The organism is Mesorhizobium sp. USDA 4775 (assembly GCF_054062655.1).
Genome location: NZ_JBSSFM010000001.1, coordinates 5703844 through 5718444, shown reverse-complemented (window position 1 = coordinate 5718444; position 14601 = coordinate 5703844). Strand labels below are relative to the sequence as shown.

Annotated in this window: 15 protein-coding genes; 7 read left to right on the top strand and 8 right to left on the bottom strand. The window is 63.8% G+C overall.

The features are described from left to right. Positions 1-75: 75 nt before the first annotated feature. The 3 genes from ACVILI_RS28075 to ACVILI_RS28065 all read right to left on the bottom strand — a co-directional run bounded on the left by ACVILI_RS28075 (position 76) and on the right by ACVILI_RS28065 (position 3283). Entirely contained in the window at positions 76-1032 is a 957-nt protein-coding gene (locus ACVILI_RS28075) for a rhizopine catabolism ABC transporter substrate-binding protein (RefSeq protein ID WP_051726859.1), read from the bottom strand. Between the two features lie 257 nt (positions 1033-1289). Further along, on the bottom strand, positions 1290-2189 hold the full coding sequence (gene iolE / locus ACVILI_RS28070; RefSeq protein ID WP_019860459.1) for a myo-inosose-2 dehydratase: 900 nt from the start codon (positions 2187-2189) through the stop codon (positions 1290-1292). Next, a complete protein-coding gene (locus ACVILI_RS28065) occupies positions 2186-3283 on the bottom strand; it encodes a Gfo/Idh/MocA family oxidoreductase (protein WP_240564800.1) in 1098 nt (365 codons plus the stop codon). Before ACVILI_RS28065 ends, iolE begins: the two co-directional genes overlap by 4 nt. A gap of 118 nt (positions 3284-3401) precedes the next feature. On the opposite strand from ACVILI_RS28065, the gene mocR reads away from it, so the two are divergent. Next, complete coding sequence (gene mocR / locus ACVILI_RS28060) at positions 3402-4871, top strand: rhizopine catabolism transcriptional regulator MocR (RefSeq protein ID WP_038648840.1); 1470 nt, start codon at positions 3402-3404, stop codon at positions 4869-4871. Between the two features lie 49 nt (positions 4872-4920). Here the strand turns inward: mocR and ACVILI_RS28055 are convergent, their stop codons facing one another. After that, positions 4921-6627, bottom strand: coding sequence for an AfsR/SARP family transcriptional regulator (locus tag ACVILI_RS28055; protein ID WP_240564799.1), 1707 nt, complete (start codon positions 6625-6627; stop codon positions 4921-4923). A gap of 146 nt (positions 6628-6773) precedes the next feature. On the opposite strand from ACVILI_RS28055, the gene ACVILI_RS28050 reads away from it, so the two are divergent. Both ACVILI_RS28050 and ACVILI_RS28045 read left to right on the top strand, forming a co-directional pair. Continuing rightward, positions 6774-7442, top strand: a complete 669-nt coding sequence (locus ACVILI_RS28050; RefSeq protein ID WP_038648836.1) for a peroxiredoxin — start codon at positions 6774-6776, stop codon at positions 7440-7442. Positions 7443-7479: 37 nt separating this feature from the next. Then, the gene (locus ACVILI_RS28045; RefSeq protein ID WP_038648834.1) at positions 7480-8613 is read left to right on the top strand and encodes an NAD(P)/FAD-dependent oxidoreductase; all 1134 of its coding nucleotides are present in this window, start codon (positions 7480-7482) and stop codon (positions 8611-8613) included. 53 nt (positions 8614-8666) lie between these two features. On the opposite strand, the gene ACVILI_RS28040 is transcribed toward ACVILI_RS28045, so the two are convergent. Both ACVILI_RS28040 and ACVILI_RS28035 read right to left on the bottom strand, forming a co-directional pair. Next, entirely contained in the window at positions 8667-9869 is a 1203-nt protein-coding gene (locus ACVILI_RS28040) for an MFS transporter (protein ID WP_038648832.1), read from the bottom strand. A gap of 144 nt (positions 9870-10013) precedes the next feature. Further along, positions 10014-10472: an Lrp/AsnC family transcriptional regulator gene (locus tag ACVILI_RS28035; protein WP_038648829.1), complete on the bottom strand. Its 459-nt coding sequence runs from the start codon at positions 10470-10472 to the stop codon at positions 10014-10016. Positions 10473-10643: 171 nt separating this feature from the next. Between ACVILI_RS28035 and ACVILI_RS28030 the strand changes: the two genes are divergently transcribed. After that, complete coding sequence (locus ACVILI_RS28030; protein ID WP_038648828.1) at positions 10644-11378, top strand: AzlC family ABC transporter permease; 735 nt, start codon at positions 10644-10646, stop codon at positions 11376-11378. After that, positions 11375-11674 (top strand): AzlD family protein, encoded by a 300-nt coding sequence (locus ACVILI_RS28025; protein ID WP_038648827.1) that lies wholly within the window; start codon positions 11375-11377, stop codon positions 11672-11674. The genes ACVILI_RS28030 and ACVILI_RS28025 overlap by 4 nt, the downstream gene beginning before the upstream one ends. A gap of 54 nt (positions 11675-11728) precedes the next feature. On the opposite strand, the gene ACVILI_RS28020 is transcribed toward ACVILI_RS28025, so the two are convergent. Continuing rightward, positions 11729-12361, bottom strand: a complete 633-nt coding sequence (locus tag ACVILI_RS28020; protein ID WP_019860448.1) for an FMN-dependent NADH-azoreductase — start codon at positions 12359-12361, stop codon at positions 11729-11731. 107 nt (positions 12362-12468) lie between these two features. On the opposite strand from ACVILI_RS28020, the gene ACVILI_RS28015 reads away from it, so the two are divergent. Beyond that, the gene (locus ACVILI_RS28015) at positions 12469-13428 is read left to right on the top strand and encodes a LysR family transcriptional regulator (RefSeq protein ID WP_038648821.1); all 960 of its coding nucleotides are present in this window, start codon (positions 12469-12471) and stop codon (positions 13426-13428) included. Between the two features lie 73 nt (positions 13429-13501). Here ACVILI_RS28015 and ACVILI_RS28010 read toward each other — a convergent pair whose 3' ends face one another. Next, positions 13502-14107 carry a TetR/AcrR family transcriptional regulator gene (locus ACVILI_RS28010; protein ID WP_038648817.1) on the bottom strand — a complete coding sequence of 202 codons (606 nt, stop codon included), beginning with the start codon at positions 14105-14107 and terminating at the stop codon, positions 13502-13504. Positions 14108-14173: 66 nt separating this feature from the next. Between ACVILI_RS28010 and ACVILI_RS28005 the strand changes: the two genes are divergently transcribed. Continuing rightward, complete coding sequence (locus ACVILI_RS28005) at positions 14174-14599, top strand: VOC family protein (RefSeq protein WP_019860445.1); 426 nt, start codon at positions 14174-14176, stop codon at positions 14597-14599. Positions 14600-14601 lie beyond the last annotated feature (2 nt).

Genomic DNA, 14601 nt, shown 5'->3' with positions numbered 1-14601 from the left:
CCGGACGGAAAACCGTTCACACTTTTCCTGGAATCGCTCTGATGAAACGGCCGGGGCGGGACCCGGCCGTCTGTGTTAGCGCTTGCCTTGTTTCGACAGCTCGATGACCGAGGCGGCGGTGTCCTTCGTGACGAAGCCTGGGCCGGTCGGATAGTCGGCGATCGGCATGATCTTGTACTTCTTCCAGAGATCGAACATCGCGACCGGGATATAGCCCATGGCATATTGCTGGGCGTCGATGCCCCATTCCATCTTGCCGCCGACGACGGCCTGCAGGATCGTGGGCGAAAGATCGAACGTGCCGGTCTTCACCTTGCCCGACAGGCCCAATTCATCAAGCGCGGCCAGCGTCGGTTCGGCGCCGCTGGCGCCGACGGCGAGGATGAATTGTGTATCGGCATGAGCGGTCATGTAGGCGATCACGCGGTTCTTCATTTCGGTCGGGTCGATGACGCCGTTCATCACCGGCACGTCGACGCCCAGACCCTTGGCGAAGCCGGCGCAGCGGTCGTCGAGGCTCGAATTGCCGACCTCGTGGTTGGCGCATACCGCCTTGGTGAGGCCGAGCGCCTTGATGCGCTCGCCGGCCATGACGCCCGCCTGGAATTCATCCTGCCCCATGAACAGCAGGCCGCCAAGGTCGTGGGTGAGCTTCGAGCCGCCGGAATCGATGACGATCACCGGGATGCCGGCGGCGACGGCGTTCTTGACCGGAGTTGTAAGGGCGGCCGCGTCGGGGATCGAGACGACCAAGCCGTCGGGCTTCGAGGCCGCGATGGCGTCGATCATCTGCCCCATCTTGGCCATGTCGAAGGTCTCGGGCGCCAGATATTCGGCCTTGACGCCGAGCGTCTTGGCGGCATCGTCCATGCCGTTCTTGACGACCGACCAGTAGGGATCGCCGCTCTGGCCATGGGTGACGAACACCACCCGCGTTTGGTCGGCGACCGCAAGGGTCGTGGCCGCCGCCATCATCGTGAAGCCGGCCAGCAGGCCGAGCGCAGGCTTTATTAATTTCGCAAGCACAGACATAACAACCTCCTGTTTGTTTTCCGCCGCCGCAATTACGGTCGGCAGTCCAGTTGCCCCTTTAAGCTGTGTTGATATTCAGCTGATGCCGGCCTGCAAATGGCAGCTTTCTGCGCTTCCGGTGCTCACGGACCTAATGTCCGCTCCGCTCCGGTTCTCGAAAGCCGTCATTTTCGGCTCGGCCTGACCTGAATCTCAACACACCTTTTCCAGTTTCATTCCTCAGCACTGGTTCCCTGGAGGCCGAATAGTGGCCTCGATCATTCCATGACGGTAAATCCGGCTTGCCTCGCCATGCGCGACAGGTTCTTAAATCCCATCGTCGCATAGGTCAGCGGGTTGGCCTTGTTGGGGTCCTGCTCGGCCTCGACGACCAGCCAGCCGCTGTAACCATTATCGGCCAGCACGCGCAAAATGGCGGGATAGTCGATGAAGCCGTCGCCAGGGACGGTGAAGATTCCTTCCATGACGGCGCCCATGAAACTCATGTCCTCGGCGCGGGCACGCTCGAGCACGGGTTTGCGCGCGTCCTTGCAATGCACATGCACGACGCGTTTGACCTGCGCCTTGATCAGGGCGAGCGGGTCGCCGCCCGAGAAGATCGAATGGCCGGTGTCGTAGAGCAGACCGACCGCCTCGCCGGTATGCCGCATCAGCAGGCCAACCTCGGCATCGGTCTCGACGATGGTTCCCATATGATGATGAAAGGCCATGCGCACGCCGAAATCCGCCATCCTTTCGGCGAGTGCCGTCAGCTTGCGGCCATAGGCCGGCCATTCTTCCGGGCTCAGGGCCGGGCGTTGCGAGATCGGTCCCCAGATGGCGTTGTGGCGCCCGCGCGAGGTGTCGGCATAGACGACATGGGTAGAGCCCATATCCTTCAAGAGCTGGAGATGCGGCGTGATCGCATCCATTTCCGCGCTGACGTCCTTCTCGTCGCAGCGGCCATCATACCAGCCGGAAATCACCGCGAGGCCATAGCGGTCCATGATCGGCTTCAGCTCGGCCGAGCGGCGCGGAAACTTGCCGCCAAGTTCGGTGCCGGCATAGCCGGCCTGCCTGGTTTCGCTGAGGCAGACTTCAAGCGGCGTATCGCCGCCGAGTTCCGGCACGTCGTCATTGGTCCAGGTGATCGGATTGATGCCGATGCGAACCGTCACGGGCGAACTCCTGATTGCTTCGATTGGGCGAGGTGGTGGCGGGTCAGCCCAGCCAGCAGCGTCATGTCGCGGCGCGCATGCTCGGCGGTGTTGCGCACCGGCGTGCTCTCGACGATTGCCGACCAGAAACCCTTCAACTCCTCGACGAAAGCCTCTTCATAGCCGCTGCGGATGTCGCGGCTGGAAAGCGTGTGGCCGTCGCCGGTGCGGACGGTCAGCCGCGTCGGCTGGTGGTTGAGATAGGGCGAGGGAAATTCCAGTTCGAGCGAGGCGTCGTCGAAATGGAGCGTGATGCGCTCGCGGTAATCGGGCAGGCCCGGAGTGGCGATATGCGCCATGGTCCACAATGCCTGGCCGCCGAGCAGCCGGACAGTGCCCTGGCCAGCTTCGCCTTTGGCGAAGAGCGAGGCACCGACGATTTCGCCATCGGCGACGCCGAGCGCATCGAGCAAGCCATGGACGGCGTTGACGTCGTGCACGATCGACGAGGAATAGGCGCCGACAAAGCCGCGAAAGGCGTGGGGATCGTCGATCCCGGGCACCGCGCGGTCGACCTGCTCGCGCTGCCTGGCTTCGGTCGAGGCAATCAGTTCCGGCGCGACGTCGTCACCCCGGCAAGTGGAGGCGTGCCGGATGAAGGGCCAGGCGTCGGGATCGTTGACCTCGACCGAAACGGAGCGAAGTGTCCGCGCCGTGCCGGGCAGCATGGTCAGCGCCGCCTCGTAGCTCGGGTCGAAACGCTTCATATAGCCGACCTGGAGGACCTTTCCGGCGCGATCCCTGGCGGCGATCAATTCGTCGATGTCCTGCGCGCCGTAGCAAAGCGGCTTTTCGCAGAAGACATGCAGGCCCCTGGCAAAGGCAGCGAGGCTCTGTTCGCGGTGCAGCGCATCCGGCGAGGCGATGACCACGGCGTCAAGCGGCATGGCGAGCAGCGCGTCGAGATCGGAAAATGTTTCGAGGCCGAATTCCTGTGCGACGAAAGCGCGGACTTTTCGCGACGGATCGTAGACGCCAAGGATCTTGAACTGCCGGTGCAGCTTGAGCAGGTTCGGAATGTGCTCGACCTGGGCGACGCCGCCTGCCCCGATCACTCCCACCCTTATGCACTGCATCGGCCAGCCCCATCTGAACCCGAACGCTTTTTTCTTGAGGGTAGGCCTCCTTTGGTTCCATTGTTAGAACCAGATTCTATTGATTTTCGGGAACCAGATGAAGACCAGCTTTCCCGTCGACGGCATCGCCCTGGATCGCGACAGCCCCGCCAATCTGCACCGGCAGCTCTATGTCCAGTTACGCGGCCTGATCGAACGGCGCGTGCTGCCGAGCGGCCACGCACTGCCCTCGACACGGGTCATGGCGCGGGATCTGAATGTCGGGCGTAACACGGTGATTGCCGCTTGCGACCAACTGGCGCTGGAGGGCTATCTGTCGATACGTCCGCGCAGACCCTCAGTGGTGATGGACCTACCGACGCGTTCGGCAGTTGCGGAACAAATGTCGGTCGAGGACGCCAATCCGCTATCGCGGCGCGGGCAGACCATGCTTGCCCAACCCTATCATCATGGCCGGCCGGGTATGCTTGCCTTCCATCCCGGCATGCCGGATCCGGACAATTTTCCGTTCAACACCTGGTCGAAACTGCTCAGCCGCCGCGCCAAGTTCGCCCATATCGACCTTTTCGGCACCTATCACGTCAAGGGCTATCCGCCGCTTTGCGAAGCCATAGCGCGCTATCTCACCGCCTCGCGCGGCGTGAAGTGCACCGCCGAGCAGATCGTCGTGACCAATGGCGCACAGTCGGCTTTCGATCTCCTGGCCCGGCTGCTGATCGATGATGGCGACACGGTGTGGATGGAGGAGCCTGGCTACTACGGCGCCGGCTCGGCCTTCGTCTCAGCCGGGGCGAAACTGGCGCCGCTGCGTGTCAGCAATGCCGGCTGGGATCTCGATCCGCCTGATGTCGTGCCCCGCATGATCTTCGTGACGCCCTCCTGCCATCACCCGCTCGGCATAACCATGCCGATGGAGCAGCGGCTCAACCTGCTGCACATGGCCGAGACCTGGCGCTCGTGGATCATCGAGGATGATTACGACGGCGAATATCGTTTTCAGGGCCAGCCCATTCCGGCACTGCAGGGCATCGGCGCGTCGAACCGCGTGGTCTATGTCGGCACTTTCGCCAAGATCCTTTTCCCGGCCATGCGTCTGGGCTTCATGGTGGCACCCAAGGCGATCGACCATACGATCGTCTCGGCGCTGAGCGTGAGCGGCCAGTTCGCCCCCTTGCTGACCCAGGCCGCGCTGGCGGACTTCATGAATGAGGGGCACTTCACCCGCCATCTCAGGCGGATGCGGCGGCTCTATGCGGAGAGACGGCAGTTCTTCCTGGAAAGCGCGCAACGGCACCTCGGAGAATGGCTGGATTTCCACGCGACCGAATCCGGCATCCAGGTCGTCGGCATTTTCCGCGACACATGCGGCGACAGGGCGGTTGCCGAGGCGGCGCTCCAGCAAGGCATCAACGTGTCGGCCCTGTCGATCCAGTACCGCCACGGCACGCAGCAGAACGGCCTTGTCATGGGCTTCGCGGCCGCCGATGCGCAGACGACCGAAAAGACGATGCAAAAGTTTCGCACCGTGCTGCACAGCCATTTTTCGCGAATGAACAATTCAAGATAAGAAATTGAGATTATGTGCTTTTTAAGCCTGCATCGTGCTGCTGGCGGTGCTAGCCTAGATCTGCCATCCGTTCCCGACAGCGCACCTCGTCGATCGGCCTGCCAAGCGCAGCGAAGCGTGTGGCTGCTTCCTCGAACGCCGCGACGGCCCGGGTTTTGTTACGCTCGGCCCGGCGCTGCACGCCGCGTGCTTCCCACACGGCCGCCACCCAGGGGCCGCCGTTCCACATGCCGGCGACCCGCTCAGCCTCGTCGAGCCGGCGATTGACCTGTTCGATCTCGCCCGCCTCGGCCAGGGCAACGGCAGCCGCCGTACGGAAGGTCATCGAGCAAGGCTGGCAATTGCAGCCCGATGACAGCATGCGGTCACCTTCGCGAATGGTCTCGGCGATCCTCTCGGAGGTGGCGGCGGCGCGCACCTCAAGCCCTTTCAGGCTGATCAGCAGGTGCGGCGCCAGCCAAGAAGAACGGGCAAGGGTGGTGGCGCGGTGGATCAACCGTCCCGCCTGCCATTTCTGGTGGCGGGCAAGCGCGAGTTCCGTCAGGCGCTGGAGCGCCATTACGCGGCCGGCCACGGTTCCCACCTGCGCGTAGAGTCTTTCGGCGTCGGTCAACATGCGTTCGGCCTCGGCCAGCTGGCCCGAGAAGAGCGCTGCCTCGCCCAGCACGAGCGAGGCCAGGCCGCGCCCGGCGACCGAGCCGGCGCCTTCGGCCACCGACAGGAGCTCTCGTGCAGAGGCGGCTATGTCGTGGTGGCCCTTGGCACTGCAGAGGCAGAATTCGGCCAGGCACAGATGCCCGTCAAAAACGTTGGAGACGAAGGCTGGCTTGGAGCGGACCCATTCGATGAACTCCGCCCTGAACAGTTCGCGCCACTGGCCCTGCATGTGCGCCACCAGGCCGATCAGGGCGCTGGCCTCGCCAACCTCGCGGGCCAACCCCGCGCCCATGGCCAGTTCGCGGGTTTCCCGGCCAACCTGGCCGGCCTTGGCGAAGTCGCCGCTTTGCAGGTGCAGCAGGCCCCAGGCCAGCGAGGCGCGGATGCGGTCGCTCAAACCGACGGGGTCGATAGAGGGCACGGCCAGCGCCTTTTCATAGAGCTTCACGGTTTCGGCGCCCGGGCCGACGCCGAGGTCGATCCGCAGGCTTTCGCTCAGCTGGTTGAACAGCCGGATCGCCTCGGCGCGGTTGCCGGCGTCGAGCGCCGATTGCATCAGGGCGCATTGTGCCTGCTCGTCGGCCGGGTCCAGCGCGATCAGGCGCTGCCAGAGCTTGCCGGCCCGCAGCACCTCGGCATAGCGCTGCCGCAGGGACTGGCGGGGCGTTTCGAACCAGTCGACATAGGGGTCGTCCGGCAGCAGGTCTCCCGTGTAGAGATCGGCGGCCGCTTCACAGGCGGCGGGATCTTCGCCGCGCAAGGCAAGCCTGGCGGCGGCCTCGAAGGTCTCGACGTCGATCTCGAGGTCGGCGGCCGGGGCGAGGGCAATGATATCGGCCGCCTGCTCGATGAGGCCATGGGCGCCCAGCGCGCGGCGGGCAAAGTGGATGGCCTTGCGCAGATTGGCGCCCGCGGCCTCCGGATCGAGATCGGGCCAAAAGGCCTCCATGACCTGTTCGCGGTGGATACGGTGGGAGCGGGCGACGGCCAGCAGCTTCACCAGCGCGGCGCCTCGATGCCGGCGCCACGCCGCGGCCGCTACGACCTGATCGTCCAGACTGACGCTGAAGCCGCCAAGCAATTGAATTCGGACACGCAATCGAAAGGCCCTTTCAGGATGCGAGGCCCGCGCGTGCCCGAAATCCGGCCGTCACAAACACCTGCGCGGCGGGGAACGCTGGCGGAACATAGGTTGCCTAGTCTGCACCCGTAGTCAATTCCAGCCGTCTCTCACAGGAGGATCAAATGTCTCTTCGTATCGCCGACATCGCGCCCGACTTCACCGCCGAAACCACCCACGGCCCAATCAGCTTCCACGACTGGCTGGGCAATTCATGGGGCATCCTGTTTTCTCATCCCAAGGATTTTACCCCCGTCTGCACCACTGAACTCGGTTACATGGCCAAGCTGAAGCCCGAGTTCGACAAGCGTAACGTCAAGATCATCGGGCTTTCCGTCGATCCGGTCGAGCGTCATGCCGGATGGGCTGATGACATTGCCGAGACCCAGGGACACGCGCCGAATTTCCCGATGATCGGCGACCCCATGCTGGCCATTGCCAAGCTCTACGATATGCTGCCCGCCACGGCCGGCGACAGCGCCGAGGGGCGTACGGCGGCCGACAACCAGACGGTGCGCCATGTCTACGTCATCGGGCCCGACAAGAAGATCAAGCTGATGATCGCCTATCCGATGACCACCGGCCGGAACTTCGACGAGATCCTGCGTGTGGTGGACTCCATGCAACTGACCGCCAAGCATCGCGTCGCCACGCCGGTGAACTGGCGGCAGGGCGACGACGTGATCATCGCAGGTTCGGTATCGAACGACGAAGCCAAGGTGCTCTATCCCGAGGGCTGGAAGCAGCCCAAGCCTTATATCCGCATCGTGCCGCAGCCTCACAGCAACGCCTGAGCGTTGCCAAAGACATCAGGCAACAGGAGGTGACAGTATGAAAACCCGTATCCTTATCCTCGGCGCCGGTTTCGGCGGGCTCGAGCTCAGCACGTCCTTGTCCGAAGCTTTGGGTGACAGCATTGCTGTCACCCTGATCGACAAGTCGGATTCCTTCGTGTTCGGCTTTGCCAAGCTTGACCTGATGTTCGGCCGCGCAACCGAAGCGGCTGTGCGGCTGCCCTACGCCGTCTATGCCAAGGCTGGCGTCACGATGAAGCGCGAGACCGTCACCGCCATCGACCCGGAACGGCGGCGCGTGACGACGGATAAAGGTGTGCATGAGGCGGACATATTGGTGATCGCTCTCGGCGCTGACTATGATGTCTCGGCCACACCAGGCATCACGCTCGGCCGCAACGAATTCTACTCGGTTCCGGGCGCCGCCCATATGGCCAAGGTGCTGCCCGGTTTCACCCACGGTCATGCCGTGATCGGAGTCTGCGGCGCGCCTTACAAATGCCCGCCCGCGCCCAGCGAATGCGCCTTGATGCTGCATGACTACCTGACCGAGAGGGGCGTCCGGGGCGACTGCCAGATCACCTATGTGAACTCAATGTCGAGCCCGGTGCCGCCTTCTCCCGAAACGTCGAAGGCGCTTCTGGCCGCCTTCGCCGAGCGCGCCATCACCTTCATCCCCAGCACCCGGGTGGTTTCCGTGGACGAGGGCCGCAAGGTTGTGACGCTCGACAATGGCGGCGAACTGCCCTGCGATCTGTTCCTGGGCGTGCCCCGGAACCGCGCGCCCGATGTCGTCGTCGAGGCCGGCATCACGGAGGGTGGCTGGGTCACAATCGATCCGCGCACACTCGAAACCCGCTTTCCCGGCGTCTACGCGCTGGGGGATCTGGCCAATACGGGTGCGCCGAAGGCGGGCGTCTTTGCCGAGGGCGCCGCACGCACCGTTGCTGCGAACCTGATCGCCAGGCTCCGCCATGAGGAACCGACGGCCAAGAACCCGGGGGCAGGATCCTGCTACATCGAGTTTGGTGCCAACCGGATCGCCAGGGTGGATGTGGATTTCTTCTCCGGCCCAAAACCCACCGGTGCTTTCTATGAACCGTCTGAGGCTTTGCGGGTCGACAAGGTGAATTTCGGCTCCAGCCGCAAGGCCCGCTGGTTCGGGCATTGAGCTTCGACAAAAGTGGGCGCCGATGAATTGTCACCAGCGCCCGTCCATCCGCTTCAGGCCAACTGCAACTGCCTGCGCGGCAGGGGTGGGAAGGCGATCGCTATGCCCGCGGCGCCCAGGCCGATAAGGGCCGAGCCGATGAACAGCCAATGGTAGCTGGCATAGGCGTCGAACACCATGCCGCCGGCGAGCGGGCCGAGCGCCATGCCGAGGCTGGACAGCATGGTGGCGGCGCCGAACACGGTGCCGAGGATGCGCTGGCCGAAATATTCGCGCGCCAGCACGGCATAGAGCGGCATGACGCCGCCATAGGTGGCGCCGAAGATGACGGCCAGCACATAGAACTGGTCGAGCTGGCTGACCGAGAGATAGGCGGCAATGACGATCGCCTGGATTACCAGACCCGCGATCAGCACCGGCTTGACGCCGAGCCTATCGGCCAGCACGCCGTAGAGAAGCCGGCCGCCCAAGCCAGCGAGGCCCTCGACACTATAGATTGTGACGGCCGCCATGGGGGCGACGCCGCACAGCATGGCGTAGCTGACCATGTGGAAGATCGGCCCGGAATGGGCGGCACAACAGGCAAAAAAGGTCAGCCCGAGCACGATGAATTGCGGCGAGCGCAGTGCCTGGGCCACGCTCATGCCGGTGCCATCGGCGACCGGCGCGGAAGCCCCGCCCGCCACGGCGGGCTTTGGCGGCTGACGCACCAGAAGCACCGCCGGCAGCAGCAGCACCCAGGCCATGATGCCGATGTCGAACATGGCGGTGCGCCATTCATAGGCCGAGATCAGCCAGCGGGCGAAAGGCGAGATCGTCATCGGGGCAACGCCCATGCCGGCCGAGACCAGCGAAACCGCAAGGCCGCGGTTGGTGTCGAACCAGGCCGTGGTCAGCGCGATCATCGGTGCGAAGAAGGCGCTGGCGGCAAGCCCGACGAGGACGCCATAGCTGATCTGGAAGGTCAGCAGCGAGCCGGCGCGGCTCGCCACCACAAGTGCCAGGCCGAGCAGCACGGCACCGATCGCCACGACGATGCGGGCGCCGAAGCGGTCGGACAGCGCGCCCCAGGCGAAACCGCCTAGGCCCATGACCAGGAAGTTGAGCGTCATGGCGCTCGAAATGCCGGCGCGCGACCACTGCGTGTCGATCGCCATCGGTTCGAGAAAGATCGCCAGCGAAAACATCGTGCCGATGGCGACACAGGACATCAGCGCGCCTGCCGCGACGATGACCCAACGATAGGAAAGTTCCATGCAAATCTCCCATGCCAGAGGGCAGCGCTGCGCGCTGCTTGCGTCCGAAGGACGATGGCACCGAAACCGATCCTACAATCTGGTTGCATTTTTTATCCAGTCCGAAACGCTGCTCCAGGCATGCGGGCCGCTCTGTGGCACCAGTCAGATCGGCAGTTCCGACGTGTACTTGATCGTCCAGCTCGGCACGTCGGTCTTGACGTTCTGGACGCCCTTGATGCGGCTCAGATGCTCCGACTGGAAGCGGCGATAGTCGTTGACGTCGGCCGCCACCACGCGCACCAGGGCATCGCAGTCGCCGAGCATCAGGTAGCATTCCATGACCTGCGGCAGCTTGGCCACTTCGGTGGCGAAGTGCTGGATCGTGTCCTCGTCCTGCGTCTTCAGCCAGATGCGGGTGAAGAAGGTGAGGCCCTTGTCGATGCTGGCCGGGTTGAGCACGGCGACATAGCGGTCGATGACGCCTGCCTCCTCCAGCAGCTTGACACGACGCAGGCAAGGCGAGGGCGACAGGCCAACCTCGTTGGCCAAATCGTTGTTGGCCATGCGGCCGTGGCGTTGCAGCGCCCGCAGGATGCGCCTGTCGATGTCGTCGAGTTTCATGGCTCTGGATTCTATATCTTTAATAATATGTGACATTCAGTGCCAAAAATGGAGGAATTGCAACAATCTTCGCAACCAAATTGCGGAGAAGTGTGGGTATGTTTGCCGCCGGTATCATGAGAGTTCAAAACCCAGGGAAGCGGCGGCCGCGAGGCCGGCCGGCGGCAGAGCATGAGCATTTCACAGGCAGTCGAAGCGGCGGGCGATGGTTCGGCATCCGAGTTCCGCCGGGGCGTGGCGTCCTGCGCGCCGGTGCTGTTGGGCACCATCCCCTATGCGCTGGTGCTTGGCGCGCAGGCAACCCAGAAAGGGTTGAGCACGCTCGAACTGTCCATGATGACGGGGCTGAACTTCGCCGGCGGCTCGGAATTCGCTGCGATCCAGTTGTGGACGTCGCCGCCGCATATCCTGCTCATCGTCGCCATCACCTTCCTGGTCAACAGCCGCCATCTGCTGATGGGAGCAGCACTTGCGCCGTTCCTGCGCGATCTGCCGCGACGCAAGGTGTTTCCAGCACTTTTCGTCCTGTGCGACGAAAGCTGGGCGCTGGCCCTGGCCGATGCCAAACAGCGCGCCGCGGCGGGCATCACGCCGGCCTTCAGCCCGCGCTACTATATGGGCGCGGCACTGGCGATGTACCTGACATGGTTTTCCTTCACCACGCTTGGCGCCTTGCTCGGCCCGATGCTCGGTCATGTCGAGACCTATGGTTTCGACATGGCGTTTCCAGCCGTCTTCCTGGTGCTGATGCGCGGCATGTGGAAAAGTGTTTCGGCGGCGCGGCCCTGGCTGGTCAGCCTGGTCATTGCTGCCCTTGTCTATCTCTTCATTCCTGGTGCCTGGTATGTCGCGGCGGGCGCGGTGTCGGGGCTGCTTGCCGCCTGGCTGATGGCAGGTGACGCATGATCGACACGGCGACCCTTCTCACCATCGTGCTGATGGCCGGCGTCACCTATCTCACGCGGATCGGCGGCTATGTCGTGCTGCGCAACCGCGTGCTCAGCGCGCGTGCGACCGCGGTGATGGAGGCAGCACCCGGTTGCGTGCTGATCTCGGTCATCGCGCCGGCCTTCGTGTCGCGCAATCCCGCCGACCTTCTGGCGCTGGCCATCACCTTCATCGCGGCGACGCGGCTTCCCATGCTGCCGACCGTGCTGATCGGCATCGCTTCGGCGGGGCTGCTCAGGCATTTCATCGGCTAAAATGAAAAAGGCAGGCGCGAACGCCTGCCTTTCGAGTTCAGATGATCGAGAGCCTTACGCGGCAACTGCGGCCTGCTGGCTGGCGACCACGGCGTCGACCTTGGCGGTCGCCTTGGCGAGCGCCGCGGTGACCGCGTCAGGACCCATGCCGACGCCTTCGATGCGGATGACGTCGACATCGGTCATGCCGAGGAAGCCGAGCACGCCGCGCAGATAGGGAATGGCGTGATCGAACTGAACGGCCGCACCTTCCGAATAGATGCCGCCCGAAGCCAGCACGATATAGACCTTCTTGCCGGTGACGAGGCCCTTGGGGCCGTTCTCGCCATAGGCAAAGCTCCGGCCGGAGCGGGCGATGTGGTCGACCCAGGACTTCAGCGTCGAGGAGATGTTGAAGTTGATGAAGCCGGTGGCGAGGATCACCGTGTCGGCGGCGAACAGTTCGTCGAGCACGACGTCGGAGACGCCGACGACTTCCGCCTGGCGCGGGGTGCGCGCTTCAACCGGCGTGTAGATGCCGGTCGCGTAGTCGGCATCGATATGCGGCAGCGGGTTGGCGACGAGGTCACGCACGACAAGCGTGTTCGACGGATCGGCGGCGAGGAGCTTTTCGGCGAATTCGGTGGCGATGCGGGTCGAGTGCGAGGCAGCGCCGCGCGGGCTCGAGGTAACGAGAAGAATGGACATAGCGGGTTTCTCCAGTGGAATGAATTGTCTCGCTAGATATGGGATATCCATCCATCAGATAAACTGGTATATTTTATATACGATCCATCCACAAAATAGATACAGCGATGCAGCCCAATCCGACACTCGACCAGCTTCAGATATTCGTTGCCGTCGCCGACAGCGGGAGTTTCTCGGCCGCCGGCCGCAGGCTCAACCGGGCGCAATCCGTCATAAGTTATGGCATCGCCAATCTCGAGGCGCAGCTGGGGCTGAAGCTGTTCGAACGCGAGGGCACGCGCGAGCCGCAACTGACCGAGATCGGCCGGTCGATGCTTGAGGATGCAAGGCGCATGATCGGGGTGCTGCAGCGTATGCGGTCGCGCGTCGACGGCCATCATCATGGACTGGAGGCCGAAGTGGCGCTGTCGGTCGACGCGACGTTGCCGTCGCCCGTGCTGGTGCGGGTGCTGAAGGCGTTCGAGGCGCAGTTTCCGACCGTGATGCTGCGCCTGCATATAGGCTCGCTTGGATTGATCCCGGACCACGTCGTCAATGGACAGGCCGATCTCGGCATTGGCGGTCTGCTGGGCGAGGTCGACGTCCATCTCGTGCGCATCGGCTTCATGTCGATGGTGCCGGCGGCGGCACCCGGCCATCCCTTGGCGCTGCTGCCGAAGCCGGTGAAGATCGAGGATGTGCGCGAGCACACGCAACTTGTCGTCACCGATCAGTCCGAACGCACAAAGGGGCGCGACTATGGCGTGTTTGCCTACCGCACCTGGCGGCTTTCGGACATGCGCACCAAGCATACGCTGATGCGCGAGGGGCTGGGCTGGGGTGGGCTGCCGCGCTGGCTGATCGCCGACGATCTGGCCACCGGCCGTTTGGTGGAACTTGATCTCGAACCCTACGAGGAAATTAGTTCGCCACTGTTTGCCATGCATCGCAACGATCGCAGCCCGAAACCGGCAGCCGCCTGGCTGATCGAACGGTTCAAAAGCGAACTCGGCTGCTTCAACGAGTTCAAGCCGGGCGAGGTGCCTACAGCGCCGCGCGTCCCTGGGGACGCGCAAAGGACGCTGTAGAACCTTGATTTTGCGCATGATCTCCAGCGAACGTCGATTCCGATTTTTGCTGATGCGAACCTTTGGTTCGGGGTCATGCGCTGGGACGAGCCGGAGACAATCCATCAATCAGCGCCAAAAGCACGGCGCGGTAATCCTGCGCCGCGGCGCCGGCCTCGATGGCAAGTGCGGCGCGGTCGAAGGCGGAGGCAAGCAGCGCGGTCAGCGCATCCACCGGCAATCTCGTCATCGTGTTGGCCCGCATCGCCGCGACCAGGCCCTCGCGCAGCGAGCGGTTGCCATGGCGGCTGTCGATCGCATCCATGGCGGCACGGCCAAGCACGGCCGGGCCATCAAGCAGCAGCAGCCGCGTGCGGCCGGGCGCGCGCATGGCGGCAAGATAGGCGTCGGAGCCGGCGATCAGCGCATCGCGGGCCTCGAGCGAGGGTGGCGAAGCGCGCTCGATCTCTTGCGCCACCGCCTGCGCCTCCTGCTCGACCACGGCGGCGAACAGCGCCTGCTTGTCGGCGAAGTGATGGTAGAGCGCGCCGCGCGTCACGCCGGCAGCGGTGACGATCTCCGGCGTGCCGGTCTCGGCATAGGATTTTTCCGTGAACAGCTTTCGCGCCGCCGCGATCAATTCGGCGCGAGTCGCCTCAGTGCGGTCGCGGTTGGAACGGCGCGCGGATTCCTGTTGCATACATGCAGCCTGTATGTTAATTCGATTTACATGCAGACTGTATGTTATGTCCAGGGAGAAGGAAAGATGAAGACCACGAGCTATTACCCCGTGCTGATGACCGGCGACGTCGCCGGGACGGCGGCCTTCTATGTCGAGCATTTCGGCTTCCGGCCGTTGTTCGAAAGCGACTGGTATGTGCACCTGCAATCGGTGGATAATAAACGCGTCAATCTCGGCATCGTCCAGGGCGACCACGAGACGATCCCGGAGGAGGGGCGGGGGCGCAGTTCGGGCCTGTTGATCAATTTCGAGGTCCGCGACCCCGATCCGGTCTATGAGCGGATCCTCGCCGCTGGCCTGCCGATCCTGCGAACGCTGCGTGACGAGCCCTTCGGCCAACGCCATTTCATCACCCGGGACCCCAACGGCGTGCTGATCGATGTCATCAAGCCGATCCCGCCCAGCGAGGAATTTCTGGCGCAATATGCCGAGGGCGCAGCGGGGGTTTGACC